The organism is Paramixta manurensis, from assembly GCF_013285385.1.
In the GTDB taxonomy this organism is placed as follows: domain Bacteria; phylum Pseudomonadota; class Gammaproteobacteria; order Enterobacterales; family Enterobacteriaceae; genus Paramixta; species Paramixta manurensis.
This window is the reverse complement of the sequence record NZ_CP054212.1, coordinates 3,762,152-3,778,414: the sequence shown is the minus strand read 5'-3', so window position 1 is coordinate 3,778,414 and position 16,263 is coordinate 3,762,152. Positions and strand designations below refer to the sequence as shown.

The 16,263-nt window shown below is 53.3% G+C and carries 15 protein-coding genes; 8 read left to right on the top strand and 7 right to left on the bottom strand.

The features are described from left to right. Position 1 precedes the first annotated feature (1 nt). Positions 2-463 carry a DUF943 family protein gene (locus tag PMPD1_RS18210; protein ID WP_173635366.1) on the top strand — a complete coding sequence of 154 codons (462 nt, stop codon included), beginning with the start codon at positions 2-4 and terminating at the stop codon, positions 461-463. Positions 464-573: 110 nt separating this feature from the next. On the opposite strand, the gene PMPD1_RS18205 is transcribed toward PMPD1_RS18210, so the two are convergent. Beyond that, entirely contained in the window at positions 574-969 is a 396-nt protein-coding gene (locus PMPD1_RS18205; RefSeq protein ID WP_173635365.1) for a VOC family protein, read from the bottom strand. Positions 970-1,059: 90 nt separating this feature from the next. Here PMPD1_RS18205 and PMPD1_RS18200 point away from each other — a divergent pair, with 90 nt between their 5' ends. Further along, positions 1,060-1,755 carry a helix-turn-helix transcriptional regulator gene (locus PMPD1_RS18200; protein WP_173635364.1) on the top strand — a complete coding sequence of 232 codons (696 nt, stop codon included), beginning with the start codon at positions 1,060-1,062 and terminating at the stop codon, positions 1,753-1,755. Positions 1,756-1,778: 23 nt separating this feature from the next. On the opposite strand, the gene PMPD1_RS18195 is transcribed toward PMPD1_RS18200, so the two are convergent. Then, complete coding sequence (locus PMPD1_RS18195) at positions 1,779-2,723, bottom strand: AraC family transcriptional regulator (protein ID WP_173635363.1); 945 nt, start codon at positions 2,721-2,723, stop codon at positions 1,779-1,781. 80 nt (positions 2,724-2,803) lie between these two features. Between PMPD1_RS18195 and PMPD1_RS18190 the strand changes: the two genes are divergently transcribed. From PMPD1_RS18190 to lplT, 5 genes are all read left to right on the top strand, one after another. Continuing rightward, complete coding sequence (locus PMPD1_RS18190; protein WP_173635362.1) at positions 2,804-3,763, top strand: oxidoreductase; 960 nt, start codon at positions 2,804-2,806, stop codon at positions 3,761-3,763. Between the two features lie 136 nt (positions 3,764-3,899). Beyond that, entirely contained in the window at positions 3,900-6,176 is a 2,277-nt protein-coding gene (locus PMPD1_RS18185) for a molybdopterin-dependent oxidoreductase (protein WP_173635361.1), read from the top strand. Between the two features lie 326 nt (positions 6,177-6,502). Next, positions 6,503-8,248 carry a penicillin-binding transpeptidase domain-containing protein gene (locus PMPD1_RS18180; protein ID WP_173635360.1) on the top strand — a complete coding sequence of 582 codons (1,746 nt, stop codon included), beginning with the start codon at positions 6,503-6,505 and terminating at the stop codon, positions 8,246-8,248. Between the two features lie 309 nt (positions 8,249-8,557). Beyond that, a complete protein-coding gene (gene aas, locus PMPD1_RS18175; protein ID WP_173635359.1) occupies positions 8,558-10,714 on the top strand; it encodes a bifunctional acyl-ACP--phospholipid O-acyltransferase/long-chain-fatty-acid--ACP ligase in 2,157 nt (718 codons plus the stop codon). Then, positions 10,711-11,916: a lysophospholipid transporter LplT gene (lplT, locus tag PMPD1_RS18170; protein ID WP_173635358.1), complete on the top strand. Its 1,206-nt coding sequence runs from the start codon at positions 10,711-10,713 to the stop codon at positions 11,914-11,916. The genes aas and lplT overlap by 4 nt, the downstream gene beginning before the upstream one ends. Before the next feature lie 54 nt (positions 11,917-11,970). Here the strand turns inward: lplT and PMPD1_RS18165 are convergent, their stop codons facing one another. From PMPD1_RS18165 to PMPD1_RS22895, 5 genes are all read right to left on the bottom strand, one after another. Further along, the gene (locus tag PMPD1_RS18165) at positions 11,971-13,011 is read right to left on the bottom strand and encodes an NADP(H)-dependent aldo-keto reductase (RefSeq protein ID WP_173635357.1); all 1,041 of its coding nucleotides are present in this window, start codon (positions 13,009-13,011) and stop codon (positions 11,971-11,973) included. A 164-nt stretch (positions 13,012-13,175) separates the two neighbouring features. Beyond that, positions 13,176-13,391, bottom strand: coding sequence for a YgdI/YgdR family lipoprotein (locus PMPD1_RS18160; RefSeq protein WP_173635356.1), 216 nt, complete (start codon positions 13,389-13,391; stop codon positions 13,176-13,178). Between the two features lie 180 nt (positions 13,392-13,571). Then, complete coding sequence (locus PMPD1_RS18155) at positions 13,572-14,282, bottom strand: TerC family protein (RefSeq protein WP_173635355.1); 711 nt, start codon at positions 14,280-14,282, stop codon at positions 13,572-13,574. Between the two features lie 67 nt (positions 14,283-14,349). Then, positions 14,350-15,036 (bottom strand): DNA mismatch repair endonuclease MutH, encoded by a 687-nt coding sequence (gene mutH, locus PMPD1_RS18150; RefSeq protein ID WP_173635354.1) that lies wholly within the window; start codon positions 15,034-15,036, stop codon positions 14,350-14,352. A 98-nt stretch (positions 15,037-15,134) separates the two neighbouring features. After that, entirely contained in the window at positions 15,135-15,269 is a 135-nt protein-coding gene (locus PMPD1_RS22895; RefSeq protein ID WP_435529699.1) for a hypothetical protein, read from the bottom strand. Positions 15,270-15,723: 454 nt separating this feature from the next. Between PMPD1_RS22895 and rppH the strand changes: the two genes are divergently transcribed. After that, positions 15,724-16,251 (top strand): RNA pyrophosphohydrolase, encoded by a 528-nt coding sequence (rppH, locus tag PMPD1_RS18145; RefSeq protein WP_173635353.1) that lies wholly within the window; start codon positions 15,724-15,726, stop codon positions 16,249-16,251. The last annotated feature ends 12 nt before the right edge of the window (positions 16,252-16,263 follow it).

Sequence of the window (16,263 nt, the reverse complement as noted above, 5' to 3'; positions counted from 1 at the left end):
AATGAAAAAGCATCTAGTTATAGCTATATTAATTCTAATCTCAGCCGGTGCGGGCTGGATTGGGTATCAATATTCATATCCGACTACCTTAGTTGCTATCCATAAAGTGGGTAAAGTGGACCACATGAGTATTGTGCTTATCAGTAATCCACCCTTAACAGATGCGGGTAAAATTACCTGGTGGCAAAAAAATGAAGCTTTCCTTAAAAACAAATATAATATTCCCTCTCCGAATGCGGAAGGAAGGTTTTATATCTCTATTTGGGATTTTGCAGAGGGTTACAAGGAAGTTGAAAAATATGATCGCCTCTGTTTTGATGATATGAAAAAAAAGGAAAATTGCATTGATAAAAACTGGGTTATGACAATAGAAGATAATAGAAAAGGAAGATTACAATATAAAATAGGAGAGGGGTCCTATATTGAAGAAGCAAATGGAAAATTGATTAAGCAGAAAGATTAAAATAAAAAAGTATCCGGCTATCGTTTCACTACAGGATGATACCTCTAATAGAACCAGCACCGATAAAAAGGGGCCATCATGAAGCCCCACACTTTACGCCAAACGCACGCTTAACGCGCAAAACGCTTTTTTGCCGCCTCGCTCACTGGGGTATACAGAGACACCAGCGAGCCTTCCGGATCCCGAAACTGTAACGTTCTATTCCCCCACGGCATCTCTTTTGGCGCATGCACCAGATCGACATGGTCTTTTAAACGCATAAATTCCGCGTCGACATTTTGCACCATAAATTCAAGAATAACCGACCGGTTATAGCAAGCTTGGGCGCTCCCCTCTTTAAACAACGCGACCGTCTCAACGCTGCCCAGTGCGATAACCCCGGCAGAGGTGATAATTTCTGCAAAAACCGGTGCCAGCCATTCAGCACGCACGCCGGTGACCTTTTCATAAAACTGAACCATTGCTGGTAGGTTTTGAACAATAAGACGTACCGAAACAAATTTCATCGATGGGCTCCATTATGGCGGCGAACCGCGCCGCTTCTGATAGCATCATCCTCCAGGTATGCTGACAACGTGGTGGCAACAGGATAAAAAATGCGGCGAGCAGACAGGTTATTTCAACTGATCCAAATACTTAGGCGCTCAAACCGTCCGGTAACCGCCGCGCGGTTGGCCGAAGAGCTAGAGGTCTCAAAGCGCACGGTTTACCGAGATATTGCAGATTTGGCGGGTCAGCGAGTGCCGGTTGAGGGAACAGCCGGTGCCGGATACACCCTCAGCGCCGACTATGATATGCCCCCGCTGATGTTTACAGCCGAAGAACTTGAGGCTATCTGGCTGGGGGTCGAACTCGTGCGCCAATTGCCGGACGCCACCCTGGCAAATAATGCCAGCGACGTACTGACGAAAATTTTATCGGCGTTGCCGGCGAAACTGATCGGTGCGGTGACGGAATCGGCGGTCGCGGTAAAACCGGAACCGTGCAGCGATAACAAACCCGATACGCGCCCAATCAGAATGGCGATTCGGCAGGGAAAAAAGCTGTTATTGCACTATCACGCCGCCAGTGGTGAGCTCTCCAGCAGGATTATCTGGCCGGTGGTGCTGGGTTATGACCAACACCATTGCCTGCTTATTGCCTGGTGCGAGTCTAAAGGCGATTTTCGTCATTTTCGCGTCGATCGCATCGTCCGGCTCGCCGTGCTGGAAGAGAAAATCACGCTTCCGAGGCGCGAACTTCAGCAAAAATGGCGGCACTGGCGAAAAGAGATGTTCAGCCCGGTAAAATAAACCGCCAACCTCGACGGATTATTTTACCGCGTTTCGCCAGTTCGTGCCGTTCGGCGGTATTGTCCGGGCGCTACCGCCATCACACGCTTAAAGGCTTTGCTAAAGGCGCTTTCAGAGTAATAACCCACCGCAGCGGCAGCCTCGGAAATCGACGCCCCCGCCAGCAGTTCGCGCCTTGCGATATACATCCGCCACTGGGTCAGGTAAGTGAGAGGAGGGACTCCCATCATTTCACGAAAACGAACCGCCAGAGATGTTCTGGACATCCCGGCTTTACGTGCCAGCTCTTCCAGGCCCCAATCCCGTGCGGGATCGCCATGAATGCTGCCGAGCACAATGGCTAATCGCGCATCACCAAAACCTTTTAGCCATCCCTCATCACCAGCCGGTGCGTGAGCCAAATAAGCGCGTAAGGTCTGAGTAAATAAAAGCTGTGTTAATCCTGCGATTGCCACCGATCTTCCCGGCCTGGCGCTTTCCATTTCTATCACTAACTGCTTAAGCAGCCAGGAAATAGGCTCGGCCTCCTCGGTGGTACCGTGTACATGGATTAGCGACGGCAATCCTTGTAACAGCAGTGCGTGCCGGTCGGCATCAATCCTGACAATTCCCCCAAGCATCCGGAAATCATCCCCCTCGCCAAACCGATAATTGTCGTCATCATCCTGGGCAAGCGGCTGGGTGATGGCGCCAGCAAGCAGGGAGCGCTCGCTCGCCAGCACCAACGTGCGCGTACCATTGGTAATCAGCACATCACCGGCTTTCACTTCCCTAGGCTCAGGTTTGCCAGCCACGGTATACCAACAGTTCCCTTTGGTGACGGCGCAAAACTTAACCGAATCCAGATTAGCGAAGCGGCGTGCCCAACTGCCGCCTGCGATAATACGTCCCGACAAGTCGCAATTCACTTGTAGGAAATCGAGCAGGTCTGAAAGCGGGTCGGGAGATAAAATTGAACTATCGCGCATAAAAATTGAACTTAAACACCTTTTTAGTACGTTATCATCAGTCTACCATGCTCTTAAGTCATTCGTCCTGGAGCATAAGTATGTTTACTTCACAATCCCCGATGGGTTCTGGTTTCAGCGCTACCTCCACGCCGGAGGAGGTGATGCAGGGCACCTTCCTAAAAGGAAAGTGTGCGATTGTTACCGGCGGCCACTCAGGCATCGGCCTTGAAACCGTTAGTGCGTTACGAGCCGCAGGCGCCCGGGTGTTTGTGCCAGCGCGCGACAGGGCAAGAGCGCGCGTTTCACTGGCAGGTATGCCGGATGTAACGCTGCTACACATGGATTTGCTGGACCCGGAATCTATCGACAATTTTGCTAAACAGGTACTTTCTGAAACCGACACCGTCGATATTCTTATTAACAATGCCGGTATCATGGCTCCGCCGTTGGCACGCGATGCGCGTGGATACGAATCTCAGTTTTCCGCTAATCATCTTGGTCATTTTCAACTGACCCTGCGGCTCTGGAGCGCGCTGGCCGCTTCCGGCGAGGCACGCGTGGTGGCTTTATCATCGCTCGGTCATCGTTACTCGCCGGTTCATTTTGATGACATTAACTATGAGCAGCGCCCCTATGATCCGTGGAGAGCCTACGGTCAGTCTAAAACCGCTAACGCCCTGTTTGCCGTACAACTGGATAAGTTGGGGCAGGCGTCCGGTATCCGTGCTTTCGCGGTACATCCGGGCCGGATCCCGGATACCCATCTGAGCCGTTTTATGTCCGACGAGCAGAAGGCGGCAATCGCGCAGTCGGCGAACGTCGGCCCGGATTTTGTGCCGTCGCCTCTAAAGACGGTTGCACAAGGCGCCTCAACCAGCCTGTGGGCCGCCACCAGCCCGCAGCTTGCGGGAAAAGGCGGCGTGTATTGCGCTGACTGCGATATTTCATCGGTAGTGGCTGACGATAGCCCCGATGTTAGCGGAGTGCGCCGCTGGGCAATCGATCGTGAGCAGGCTGAACGCCTCTGGTCTGTCTCGCTGGCGTTCATTGGGGAATAACGGTTTTTACTTGTCAGGGGAAGGGCGATTGAAATTGATGCACTGCCCGCGGAACCGGTTTTCCGTTCCACGGGTACCGTCATGCGCAAAAATGCTATACTCGGCACCCAAATTCCCCTCGTCCGCCAGGTTCTGTATGACCATCAAAAAAGCGCCGCACCTTGCCCATTGGGGCGCCTTCACCGCCATCACCGAACACGGCAGGCTAACGCGCTGCGAACCCTTTTTCGCCGACAGCAACCCGTCGCCGATGCTAAACACCATCCCCGAACTGGTCTATTCCGATAAACGTATTCGTCAACCGATGGTACGCCGCTCCTGGCTGAAAAAACGTGAAAACAGTGACCGCACCTTGCGGGGCCGGGAAGATTTTGTGGCCGTCGATTGGGAAACCGCGCTTGATCTGGTGGCGGAGGAAAACCGCCGGGTGCGCGAACGCTATGGCGCGGCGGGCATCTTTACCGGATCTTATGGCTGGTCTTCCGCCGGGCGGGTAAACCACGCCCGCACGCTGATCCGTCGTTTCTATTTTAGCGGCGGCGGCGGGGTCGATCAGCAAGGCAACTATAGCTGGGGTAGCGCACAGTTTTTCCTGCCCTACATTATTGGCGACTACTCACCGCTCACCGGACGCGTGACCGATTGGCCTAACATTGTCGAGCATACCGATATTTTTATTGCCTTCGGCGGGCTGGCGCTGAAAAACGCCCAAGTCGCCTCAGGCGGCGCGGCGGAACATACGCTGGCGCCCGCGCTACAACAACTGGCGGCAAAAGGGACACCGGTGATTAATATCAGCCCGATGCGTGATGATTGCCCGGCGTTTCTCAATGCCGAATGGATCCCTATTCGTCCGAATACCGATGTCGCGCTGATGCTGGCGCTGGGCTATGAGATTGAGCGGCAAAACGCGGTGGATAAAGACTTTGTCGATACCCATTGCGTGGGCTATGCCCGTCTACGCGCTTACCTGCTAGGTGAAGAGGATGGCATCGCCAAAACCGCTGCCTGGGCCAGCGAAATTACCGGCATTCCGGCAACGCGTATTCGCCAGCTCGCGCAACAGATGATCGGCAAACGCAGTTATCTCACCTGTTCCTGGGCTGTGCAGCGCGCGCATCGCGGCGAACAGCCGTACTGGATGGTGATCGCGCTGTCGGCAATGTTAGGGCAGCCGGGGTTGCCGGGTGGTGGGTTCGGGTTTGGTCATGGGTCAATGAATGGCGTGGGCAATCCGAGGATTGATACGCCGGTGCCCGGTATCGCAACCGGCGCCAATCCGGCGAACCTCGCTATTCCGGTGGCGCGCATTAGCGATATGTTACTGAACCCGGGTCAACCGTATGCGTTTCAGGGCGCAACGCATCACTATCCCGATATTCATCTGGTGCACTGGGCTGGCGGCAATCCATTCCACCATCATCAGCAGTTAAACCGGCTGGTGGCAGGCTGGCAACGTCCGGATACGGTGATTGTGCAGGATATTGTCTGGACGCCCGCCGCGCGCATGGCGGACATTGTGCTGCCGGTCACCACTACGCTGGAACGTAACGATCTTGGCGGCTCCTCGCGTGATCGTTACCTGTTAGCGATGCATCAGGCGATCGAGCCACAACATCAGGCACGTAATGATTTTGATATTTTTGCCGATCTGGCGGAGCGCCTCGGCTATCGCGACGCGTTTACCGAGCGACGTAATGAAATGCAGTGGATTCAGCATCTGTACCAACAGGGCGCCACCGCGCATGCCCGACAGGGTGTCACTTGGCCGGATTTTGAAACCTTCTGGCAGCAAGGTTATGCGGAGATTCCGGCGACCGACAGAGACTGGATTTTTATGGCAGATTTTCGCGCCGACCCGCAGCGCCATCCGCTGAATACCGCCAGTGGCAAGATCGAACTGTTTAGCGCGACGCTCGCTGGCTTCCAGCTTGATGATATGAGCGGGCATCCCGAATGGCGTGAACCGCGTGAGTGGCTGGGCGTGGCGCCGAACGCGCGTTCAGCGCTGCATATGATCTCGGTCCAGCCGAAGGATCGTTTGCATAGCCAGCTTGATGCGACCGCCACGGTGCAGGGAAATAAAACCGCCGGACGTGAAACCTTATGGATGCATCCGCACGATGCACGCTTACGAGATATTGCCGATGGAGAGGAGATCGAGGTCAGCAACGCGCGTGGCGTCATGCTGGCGGGCGCGCGTTTAACCGATGGCCTGACGCCTGGCGTGGTGGTTATCGCCACCGGCGCATGGTTTGATCCGGGGTTTGGCAAAACCTGGCGACCTTACGATAGTGCCGGTAATCCCAATGTGTTAACGCTGGATATTGGCACCTCGTCATTAACCCAAGGCCCCAATGCCATGTCATGCCTGGTGGAGATTAAAAAGCATCTTGTTTGCAAAACTGCCTAAAAATCACATGGCTGGTTACACTTTGCGAGTAACTGTTGCGAATCTGTGATAGCGAGAGATCCCCCGGACTTGTTAAATTTTAAGTCCCAGAGGTATTGATGGGTGAACATCAAAACGTTTTTAGTTGATTACACCAACCTGCGCAGATGCGCAGGTTTTTTTTACTGAAAATTTCTGATTTAATCGGCTGATTTTGCGAAAGATTCTGTTAGCGAACCGGAAATTTGCGCGTTCGATAACGAACTGAAACACAGTTTTGCTGTTAACCTGGCAACGGATTCTTTATAACTTCCAGCTAGTTATCATCACCGATTCAGTTGACGAGCATGCCCCGCATAAACAAATTTCTGGGTAAAGATCAGATTAAAGCCCCTTTCAATCCCTTCCGCTATCGGTTGATTTGCCTTGGCGTACTGGCTTGTATGGGCTTGTTACTGGCACGGGTGGCCGATTTACAGTTAATCAATCATCCGATGCTGGAGCATGAAGCCGATCAACGCTCGCTGCGCACCGTGACGATTCCAACCAACCGCGGGACGTTGCTTGACCGCAACGGCGAAGCGTTGGCGCTGAGCGTTCCGTCGCGCGATATTATTGCCGATCCGCAACGGGTGCTGGAAGCCAATCCGGAATTTACCAGCGCCAAATGGGTGTATCTCGCCAACGCGCTAAATGAGCGTCCGGAACAGCTTCAGCAACAAATCACCGCTAATCCGCATCGTCGCTTTCTCTATCTGGGCCGCAAGGTTGAACTGGGTATCGCGAAAGATATCAGCCAACTGCATCTCAAAGGCATCAGTACCGTGTATGACGACAGCCGTTTCTATCCAATGAGTGAAGCCGCCGCACCGTTGATCGGCATTGTCGGGGCGGATAATACCGGGCTAAACGGGTTGGAGCACGGCTACGATAAGCTGTTGCAGGGCGAGCCGGGGAAAGAGGTTTATCGTCAGGATGGCGATGGTAACATCATCTCAATGCTGAGCTATGATCCGCCGAAACAGCCGCCAACGGTTCAGTTGAGTATTGATAAATTCGACCAGTACACGCTGTATACCAAACTACGCGATGGCGTATTGCTAAATAAAGCCGACTCCGGCGCGGCGGTACTGGTGAAAATCGATACCGGCGAAATTCTCGGTATGGCTTCTTATCCTTCATTTAACCCGAATAATTACGCGGATGTGTCGCCGAGCCAGATGCGTAACGCCGCGATTAATGACAGCTACGAGCCCGGCTCAACGGTGAAACCGTTAGTGGTGATGGAAGGTCTGGAGCGTAAGTTGGTGCGGCCAGATTCGGTGTTGGATACTACGCCTTACCGCGTTAACGGGCATTTAATCCGCGATGTGGGGCACTGGTCGCGTCTGACCATGACTGGTATTTTGCAAAAATCGAGCGACATCGGCGTCTCGCACATTGCATTGGCGATGCCGGCGGAAGTGCTGGTTAATACCTATCACGCCTTTGGGCTGGGTAAACCGACCGGGCTGGGCTTAACCGGCGAAAGTGTCGGCTATTTTCCGTTGCATCGCGAACGGTGGGCGGATATTGAGCGCGCCACCTTCTCCTTTGGCTATGGCCTACGCGTAACACCGCTGCAAATTGCGCGCGAATATGCCACGCTCGGCTCATATGGCCTCTACCGTCCCTTGTCGATTACCAAAGTCACGCCGCCGGTATTGGGAACACGGGTAGCGAATGCGAATACCGTGCAATCGATTATCCATATGATGGAAAGTGATGCCTTGCCGGGCGGCTCCGGGGTGCGCGCCGCCGTGCCGGGGTATCGGTTGGCGATAAAAACCGGTACCGCCGAGAAAATGGGCGCCAGTGGGAAATATGACGGCGGCTACATCAACTACACTGCAGGCGTCGCGCCAGCCAGTAACCCGCAGGTGGCGCTGGTGATTATGATTAACCATCCGACCGGAGATAACCACTTTGGTGGTTCGGTTGCCGCCCCGGTGTTCGGCAATATTATCGGGCCGGTACTGAAACATATGAACATTGCGCCCGACGCGTTGAATAGCCCTAATCCGAGTCCCAACCCTGGTACTAATCAAGGTTAATCCACTTCGTCGCGCCTGCGGGCGCGGCGTCAGTAACGCTTTCTGCCCGATTTACACACCTGGTTTCACTTACGGAAAATCTTTTGCGTTTTGTCGCTGGCCTCGATATGCGCGGCCTGAGAGGATGGTGATCCCAGAGGTATTGATTGGTGAATAGCAATCTATCCCGGTAGATTGACACTCAGTTCAGTTGCACCAACCCACGCGGATGCGTGGGTTTTTTTTGCCCGTTTTTCATGCTCTTTTATTGAGTTACGCCCCTATATCCTGCATGGTACGCATAATCTTTTTTGCTGCTAAGGAGCGGGCATGCTGTTTACCCTTTTTCGTTTTCTGTTCCGGCTATTATGGCGGGTAACATTACGTGGCGATCTTTCAGGGCTATACAAGGAAAAGGTGCTGATTACGCCAAACCATATGTCATTTCTCGATGGCATTCTGCTAGCCCTGTTTTTACCGATTAAGCCCGTGTTTGCGGTGTATTCGTCAATCGGTGAAAAGTGGTTCATGCGCTATCTCAAACCCTTTATTGACTTTGTGCCGCTTGATCCCACCCGGCCAATGTCAATTAAGCATTTGGTCCGCTTGATTGGCGAAGGAAGGCCGGTGGTGATCTTCCCGGAAGGGCGCATTACCGTGACCGGCTCGCTAATGAAAATTTATAGCGGGGCCGGGTTTGTGGCGGCGAAATCGCAGGCGACGGTGGTACCGCTACGTATTGAAGGGGCGGAATATACGCCATTTGGTCGGCTGGGCGGGGTGGTAAAACGTCGCCTGTTTCCGCGCATTACACTGACGGTGCTGCCACCAACCACTATCCCAATGCCAGAGGCGCCGCGTGCGCGAGATCGCCGCGTGCTGGCCGGCGAGCATTTACATCATGTCATGATGGAAGCGCGCATGGCGGTGCGTCCGCGTGAAACGTTGTATGAAGCGTTCCTGAGCGCCGCCACGCGTTATGGCCGGTTTAAACCCTGTATTGAGGACATTAACTTTGCGCCAGATAGCTACAACGGCCTACTGAAAAAGAGCCTTGGCGTCGGGCGAATCCTTGAGCGTTATACGCAACCGGGGGAAAATATCGGCCTGCTGTTGCCGAATACCACGGTAACTGCGGCAGCCATTCTCGGCGCCACGCTGCGCGCGCGTATTCCTGCCATGCTGAATTACACCGCCGGGGTGAATGGGTTAACCAGCGCGTTAACGGCGGCGCAAATCAAAACCGTCTTCACTTCACGTCAGTTTCTCGATAAGGGCAATCTGTGGCACTTACCGGAGGCGCTCGACCAGGTGAAGTGGATTTATCTGGAGGATTTGAAAGGCACCGTCACCCTGAAAGACAAGCTCTGGGTGTTGGGCCATCTGGTGTTCCCGCGTGCGGCGATGCTGCCACAACGCCCGGAAAACGCGGCGATGGTTCTGTTTACCTCCGGTTCGGAAGGGAACCCGAAAGGCGTGGTGCACTCGCATAAGAGCCTGTTGGCAAACGTAGAGCAGATTCGTACCGTGGCGGATTTCACGCCGCGCGATCGTTTTATGTCGGCTTTGCCGCTGTTTCATGCCTTTGGGCTGACGGTTGGCTTGTTTACGCCATTGCTTACCGGTGCGCAGGTATTCCTTTATCCCAGCCCGCTCCATTATCGCATCGTACCGGAACTGGTTTACGACCGTAATTGCACGGTTCTATTCGGTACCTCTACTTTCCTCGGGAATTACGCGCGTTTCGCCAACCCCTACGACTTTGCGCGCTTGCGTTATGTGGTGGCGGGCGCTGAGAAGTTACAGGAAGGCACGCGCCAACTCTGGCAGGACCGTTTTGGTATCCGCATTCTTGAGGGGTATGGCGTCACCGAGTGCGCGCCGGTGGTCGCCATTAATGTGCCGATGGCGGCCAAAGTCCATACCGTCGGGCGCATTTTGCCGGGCATGGATTCGCGTCTGATTTCAGTACCGGGTATTGAGCAGGGCGGACGGCTACAGTTGCGCGGCCCGAATATCATGAATGGCTATCTGCGCGTTGAGCATCCCGGCGTACTCGAAGCGCCGGTGGCGGATAACGGCGAAGGTGAAATGGAGGCTGGCTGGTACGACACCGGCGATATTGTCAGCTTCGATGAAGGCGGGTTCTGCCAGATTCAGGGGCGGGTTAAGCGGTTTGCGAAAATTGCCGGTGAAATGGTCTCGCTGGAAAGCGTGGAGCAAATTGCGCTGGCGGCATCGCCGGAGAAACAGCACGCCGCCTCGGTTAAACCCGATGGTAACCGTGGCGAGGCATTGGTGTTATTTACCACCGACGAGGCGCTGACGCGCGAACAGTTGCAACGCGCGGCGCGTGAACGAGGCAGCGCCGAACTGGCGATACCACGCGATATTCGTTTTCTGAAACAGTTGCCGCTGTTAGGCAGCGGGAAGCCGGATTTCGTCACGCTGAAAAAAATGGCGGAAGAAGAGGTGGAATCAGCATGACGCTTTCTGCTCAGCGCCAGGCATCGTTGATGTCGCGCCCCATGTTGGCGGTAATTATCGCGCAATTTTTTTCGGCCTTTGGCGATAATGCGTTGTTATTCGCGACGCTGGCGGTGCTCAAAAATCAGCACTATCCCGATTGGAGCCAACCGGTATTACAGATGGTTTTCGTCGCGACCTATATCATTCTGGCGCCGTTTGTCGGGCAAGTTGCCGACAGTTTCGCTAAAGGGCGGGTGATGATGTTTGCCAATGCTCTGAAACTACTCGGCGCGTTAGCAATCTGTTTCAGCATCAATCCCTTCCTCGGTTACAGCCTGGTGGGGATTGGCGCGGCGGCTTACTCACCGGCCAAATACGGCATTTTGGGGGAGATTACCAGCGGCGAAAAATTGGTGAAAGCCAATGGTTTGATTGAATCTTCCACCATTGTGGCGATTTTGTTGGGCTCGGTCATTGGCGGAGTTTTGGCCGACTGGAGCCTGCTGGCAGCGCTGTTCGCCTGCGTGCTGGCCTATGGGTTGGCGGTAGCGGCTAATGTTTTGATTCCAAAACTGGCCGCCGCGCGTCCGGGCCAGAGCTGGCGGCCACGCACGATGTCGCGGCAGTTTTTCAGCGCTTGCCGGGTGTTATGGCGTGATGGAGAAACACGTTTCTCGCTGGTCGGGACTAGCCTGTTTTGGGGCGCTGGCGTGACATTACGTTTTCTGCTGGTGTTATGGGTGCCGGTCGCGCTCGGCATTAGCGACAATAAAACCCCCACGTTGCTTAATGCGATGGTGGCGATTGGGATTGTGTTTGGCGCGGCGGCGGCGGCCAAACTGGTGACGCTAAAAACTGTCGGGCGTTGCATGCCCGCCGGGATCCTGATTGGTGCGGCGGTGGCGCTCTTCTCTCTACAGCATCACCTGCTGAACGCCTATGTTCTCTTGGTGTTGATTGGGGTACTCGGCGGATTTTTTGTGGTGCCGCTCAACGCCTTGCTACAGGAGAAAGGGAAACACTCGGTGGGCGCAGGCAACGCCATTGCGGTGCAAAATTTCGGCGAGAACGGCGCAATGTTGCTGATGTTAGGACTCTACTCGCTGGCAATTAAGCTGGGCGCTCCGGCAGTGGCGACCGGCGTTGGTTTTGGCGTGTTATTTGCCGTGGCGATTGCGGTGCTGTGGGGATGGCAGCGTAAACAGAAGCGCGGCGCATAGGCCGGACAGAAAAAAACGCCCATCACTGGGCGTTTATTCTTTGTGATTACGGTATTACGGCGCCGGGTAGGTGTAACGGCGGTGAATGGCTTCCAGCGCCTCCAGCACCTCGGCATCAAGGGTGAGGTTAAAGCTGTCAATATTGACCTGTAGCTGCTCAACCGTGGTTGCGCCTAATAAAGTACTGGCGACAAACGGTTGCTGACGCACGTAAGCCAGCGCCATCTGCGATGGGTCAAGCCCGTGCTGACGCGCCAGGTCAACATAGGCGGCGATGGCCAGCTGTGACTGCTCGCCGCTATAACGAGTAAAGCGGCTAAATAGCGTGTTACGCGCGCCTTCGGGTCGTGCGCCATTGAGATATTTACCGCTCAGGGTACCGAAAGCGAGGCTAGAGTAAGCCAGAAGTTCGAGGCCTTCGTGCTGGCTAATTTCCGCCAGGCCCACTTCAAAACTGCGGTTCAACAGGCTGTAGGGGTTCTGGATGGTTACGATGCGCGGCAACTCATGTTTTTCCGCCAATTGCAGGTAACGCATCACGCCCCACGGCGTTTCGTTCGACACGCCGATATAGCGAATTTTACCGGCACGTACCTGCTCATTAAGCGCTTCCAGCGTTTCGAGTAACGTCACCGGCGCGCTGTTATCGGTATATTGATAACCCAGTTTGCCAAAGCAGTTAGTTTGGCGTTGCGGCCAGTGGAGTTGATACAGATCGATATAATCGGTGTTGAGGCGTTTCAGGCTGGCTTCCAGCGCCTCACGGATGTTCTTGCGATCCAATGCTTGCTGTGGACGGATAGAGGCATCATTACCGCGTGACGGGCCGGCAACTTTTGAGGCCAGCACGATCTTATCGCGGTTACCGCGTGATTTTAGCCAGCTACCAATATAACTTTCGGTTAATCCCTGGGTTTCCGGGCGCGGCGGCACCGGATACATTTCTGCGGTATCAATCAGTGTGATACCGGAACGAACAGCCAAATCCAGTTGTTCATGCGCATCGGCTTCGCTGTTTTGCTCACCAAACGTCATGGTTCCTAACCCCAACTGGCTGACTTCCAGCGTACTATGGGGGATACGGTGATATTGCATTTGCCGTCTTCCTTTTTTTTCTTTATGGAAAGAGTAAAGCGTTATTCAGTCCCTTTTCGACTATAACCGTCGTCGGGAGGCGGGGGAAGAGGGGAATGTGCGGGAAATGCGGTCAGAGCACCTGCCGCGGGAAAATGCCGTCGCGGCAGAGTGAAACAGGGCTATCAGCGTTCGATGATGGTGGAAACCTCATCGCCGTTAATTTGCAACTCGTGCCCTCGTTGATCGGTGTACTTCACCAAGCCGGTTTCTTTATCGATCACCGGTTTACCATCGGTCATTATCATACGGCCATCTTTGGTCGCCATGACATAATCACTGCTACAACCGCTTAATACCAGGCAGAGTGCGATTGCACCGGCGCTAAACATCCACTTCATCCACTTCTTCTCCCTTCTAACTGATGTAACCTATGAGTGTAGTAATAAACCGTTCCTTCTGTTGTTTTAATCGGTGGGGTCCGAAAATAAAAGGACAAAAGCGTTTTTGTGGGATCTACGCATAACTTATCACATCGGTTCGGCATTATTTCCGGTCGGAGTTGCCCGACCGTGATCATTTCAATCGGCGTTCTTCTTATTACGAATAAGATTCAGGCTCTCTACTGCCATTGAGAAGAACATAGCGAAGTAAATATATCCTTTCGGTACATGTACCTGAAAACTCTCCAGAATTAGCGTGAAACCCACCAGAATCAAAAAGGCGAGCGCCAGCATTTTCACCGACGGATGATTGTCGACAAATTCACCAATCGCTTTTGCCGCAAACATCATCATTCCTACCGCAATCACCACTGCCGCCATCATAATAAACAGGTGATCGGAAAGCCCTACTGCCGTAATGACGGAATCAAGGCTGAAGATAATATCCAGCAACATAATTTGAATAATAGCGCCGGCAAATGAATGCACATTGGTTTTATGCTCTTCATTACCACCCTCAATGCTCTCGTGAATTTCCATACTGGATTTCCACAGCAGGAACAAACCGCCGCCGAGCAAAATCAGATCGCGCGCGGAAAAGGGATGATCCATAACGGAAAACAGAGGATGAGTGAGCCTGACCACCCAGGCGATACAGGCCAACAGCCCGAGACGCATTAACATTGCGCCCATTAGCCCCAAGCGTCGCGCACTATTTTGTTGATTCTTCGGGAGTTTAGCGACAACCAACGAGAGAAAAATAATATTATCAATACCCAGAACGATTTCCAAAATGGTCAGCGTGCCAAGTGCCAGCCAGGCATTGGGATCGGCAATCCAGTCAAACATGCTAACGTCGCATCCTAAACGAAAAGTAAACGAAGATTATACGCATGGTCAGGCAAGACTGAAAACGCTACAGCAAAAAGTGGCGCGCCAGCAGCGGGGCGGTAAAGGTTTTCTTTAAATAGAAGCCGCGCGGCAGCGTCATAATCGGCTGCCCGTTTTCTCCAATGCCTTCGGTTAACGCCCGGCTATTGGCCGCTTTGGGGCGAATTTGTAGCACTTCGCCGTGACGAGCAGTAATCCGTTCCACTTGGCCCAGCACGATCAGATCCATCAATTCTTCCCAATCACAACGCAACTGATGCTCCTCCTCCGGGCTTGGGCTCCAGAGTAACGGCGCGCCCACCCGACGTTCAGCCAACGGAAGGGCCCGGTCGCCCTCCACCGGTATCCACAACACTCGCGCCAGTTTATGCCGCACGTGACTGGTTTCCCATACCACGCCGGTGTTGCCGGTTAGCGGCGCGACGCAGACAAAGGTGGTTTCTAGCGGGCGGCCCTGACTATCAACCGGAATGGTTTTTAGCTCCACGCCAAGATGGGCGAAGTCTTGTTCGGGTTTACTGCCGGCGCTGGCGCCAAGGTGTAACTCCAGCAACGTTCCAACCCATCCTTTATCACGCCGCAGATCCGCCGGGATAGCTAGCCCTGCCCGTAGCGCCAATTCGCCCAGCGTATACCCCGCCAGTGCTTGTGCGCGGGCCAATAAGGTCGCTTCATCTTCCGGTGGCGTAACAAGCGGCGAATCAACTGACATGATGCATCCTGAAAAGGGGTTAAAAAACAAACAGCATTGCGCAATGAATAAATTTTAGCGAAGACCGCCATGCAGAAACATAATAATAGCATGATAAATCATGCTTTTTTAGCGGCGCTTGCGGCGCGGGCTGATGGAACAAAACCGGGTTTTCCCATGTTGTCATCGACAATGAACAGGATCTTACACCAGGTTATCCACAGAAAACTGGGATAACTCGACTTTTTACTCAATACTGTTTTGATTTACAGCCTTGACGCGCGCCGATTTTGCCGAATTAGCCCATTTTGTGCGTAACTTACTGGCATATTCTGTGGATAAAAACGGCGGCGCTCGATCTTTCACCAGCCAATGGGCTAAACCGTTAACCACGCGGCGATCGCGCGTTTTTAAACACCGTAAATATATTTTATCTTGCTGATTTTAATCGACTGATCACAAAAATGACTATTTGCGTATCGGTGGGTTTTTCTAGTGTTATTCGCGGATTTACCAAGTTCTGCACAAAGCTATCCACAGAAAACGTGAATAAGATCGCGCTTTTTGATCGTCTTCTGTTTATAACTCAGATGATATCTGTGAGTTATCCCATTGTTATTCGTCTGCTACAGGCGCAAGCAGTGGTTTACCGTCTGTAAGGAGTATGAAACAATCAGACTATCTGAATTTTTAGTTTGAGGTAGTCCGGTGATCGATGATGATGGCTACCGCCCGAATGTTGGTATCGTAATCTGTAACAGGCAGGGACAAGTGTTGTGGGCGAGGCGCTTTGGACAACACTCCTGGCAGTTTCCCCAGGGAGGCATTAATCCTGGCGAAACGGCGGAACAGGCGATGTACCGCGAACTTTTCGAAGAGGTTGGTTTACACCGGAAAGACGTCCGTATTCTTGCTTCTACCCGTAACTGGTTACGTTATAAGTTACCAAAACGTTTGGTGCGTTGGGACACAAAGCCGGTTTGTATCGGCCAGAAACAGAAGTGGTTTCTCCTGCAATTAATGTGCAACGAGGCGGATATTAATATGCAAACCAGCAGCACGCCGGAGTTTGACGGCTGGCGCTGGGTGAGCTTTTGGTACCCGGTACGTCAGGTGGTTTCCTTTAAGCGCGATGTATACCGCCGTGTAATGAAGGAGTTTTCTGGCGTGGTAATGCCATTGCAGGAGAGTGTTGTGCAGCGCAATACGCCTTCCTGGCGACGGAAAAGAGGTTAAGCCACGTAGATT

Bases quoted from the DNA above. Each gene is read 5' to 3' on its own strand.
- PMPD1_RS18190 (WP_173635362.1), top strand. From the start codon at position 2,804: ATGTTTACTTCACAATCCCCGATGGGTTCTGGTTTCAGCGCTACCTCC.
- PMPD1_RS18200 (WP_173635364.1), top strand. From the start codon at position 1,060: ATGCGGCGAGCAGACAGGTTATTTCAACTGATCCAAATACTTAGGCGC.
- PMPD1_RS18210 (WP_173635366.1), top strand. From the start codon at position 2: ATGAAAAAGCATCTAGTTATAGCTATATTAATTCTAATCTCAGCCGGT.
- PMPD1_RS18185 (WP_173635361.1), top strand. From the start codon at position 3,900: ATGACCATCAAAAAAGCGCCGCACCTTGCCCATTGGGGCGCCTTCACC.
- PMPD1_RS18180 (WP_173635360.1), top strand. From the start codon at position 6,503: ATGCCCCGCATAAACAAATTTCTGGGTAAAGATCAGATTAAAGCCCCT.
- PMPD1_RS18195 (WP_173635363.1), bottom strand. From the start codon at position 2,723: ATGCGCGATAGTTCAATTTTATCTCCCGACCCGCTTTCAGACCTGCTC.
- PMPD1_RS18155 (WP_173635355.1), bottom strand. From the start codon at position 14,282: ATGTTTGACTGGATTGCCGATCCCAATGCCTGGCTGGCACTTGGCACG.
- PMPD1_RS18160 (WP_173635356.1), bottom strand. From the start codon at position 13,391: ATGAAGTGGATGTTTAGCGCCGGTGCAATCGCACTCTGCCTGGTATTA.
- PMPD1_RS18205 (WP_173635365.1), bottom strand. From the start codon at position 969: ATGAAATTTGTTTCGGTACGTCTTATTGTTCAAAACCTACCAGCAATG.
- PMPD1_RS18165 (WP_173635357.1), bottom strand. From the start codon at position 13,011: ATGCAATATCACCGTATCCCCCATAGTACGCTGGAAGTCAGCCAGTTG.
- aas (WP_173635359.1), top strand. From the start codon at position 8,558: ATGCTGTTTACCCTTTTTCGTTTTCTGTTCCGGCTATTATGGCGGGTA.
- mutH (WP_173635354.1), bottom strand. From the start codon at position 15,036: ATGTCAGTTGATTCGCCGCTTGTTACGCCACCGGAAGATGAAGCGACC.
- lplT (WP_173635358.1), top strand. From the start codon at position 10,711: ATGACGCTTTCTGCTCAGCGCCAGGCATCGTTGATGTCGCGCCCCATG.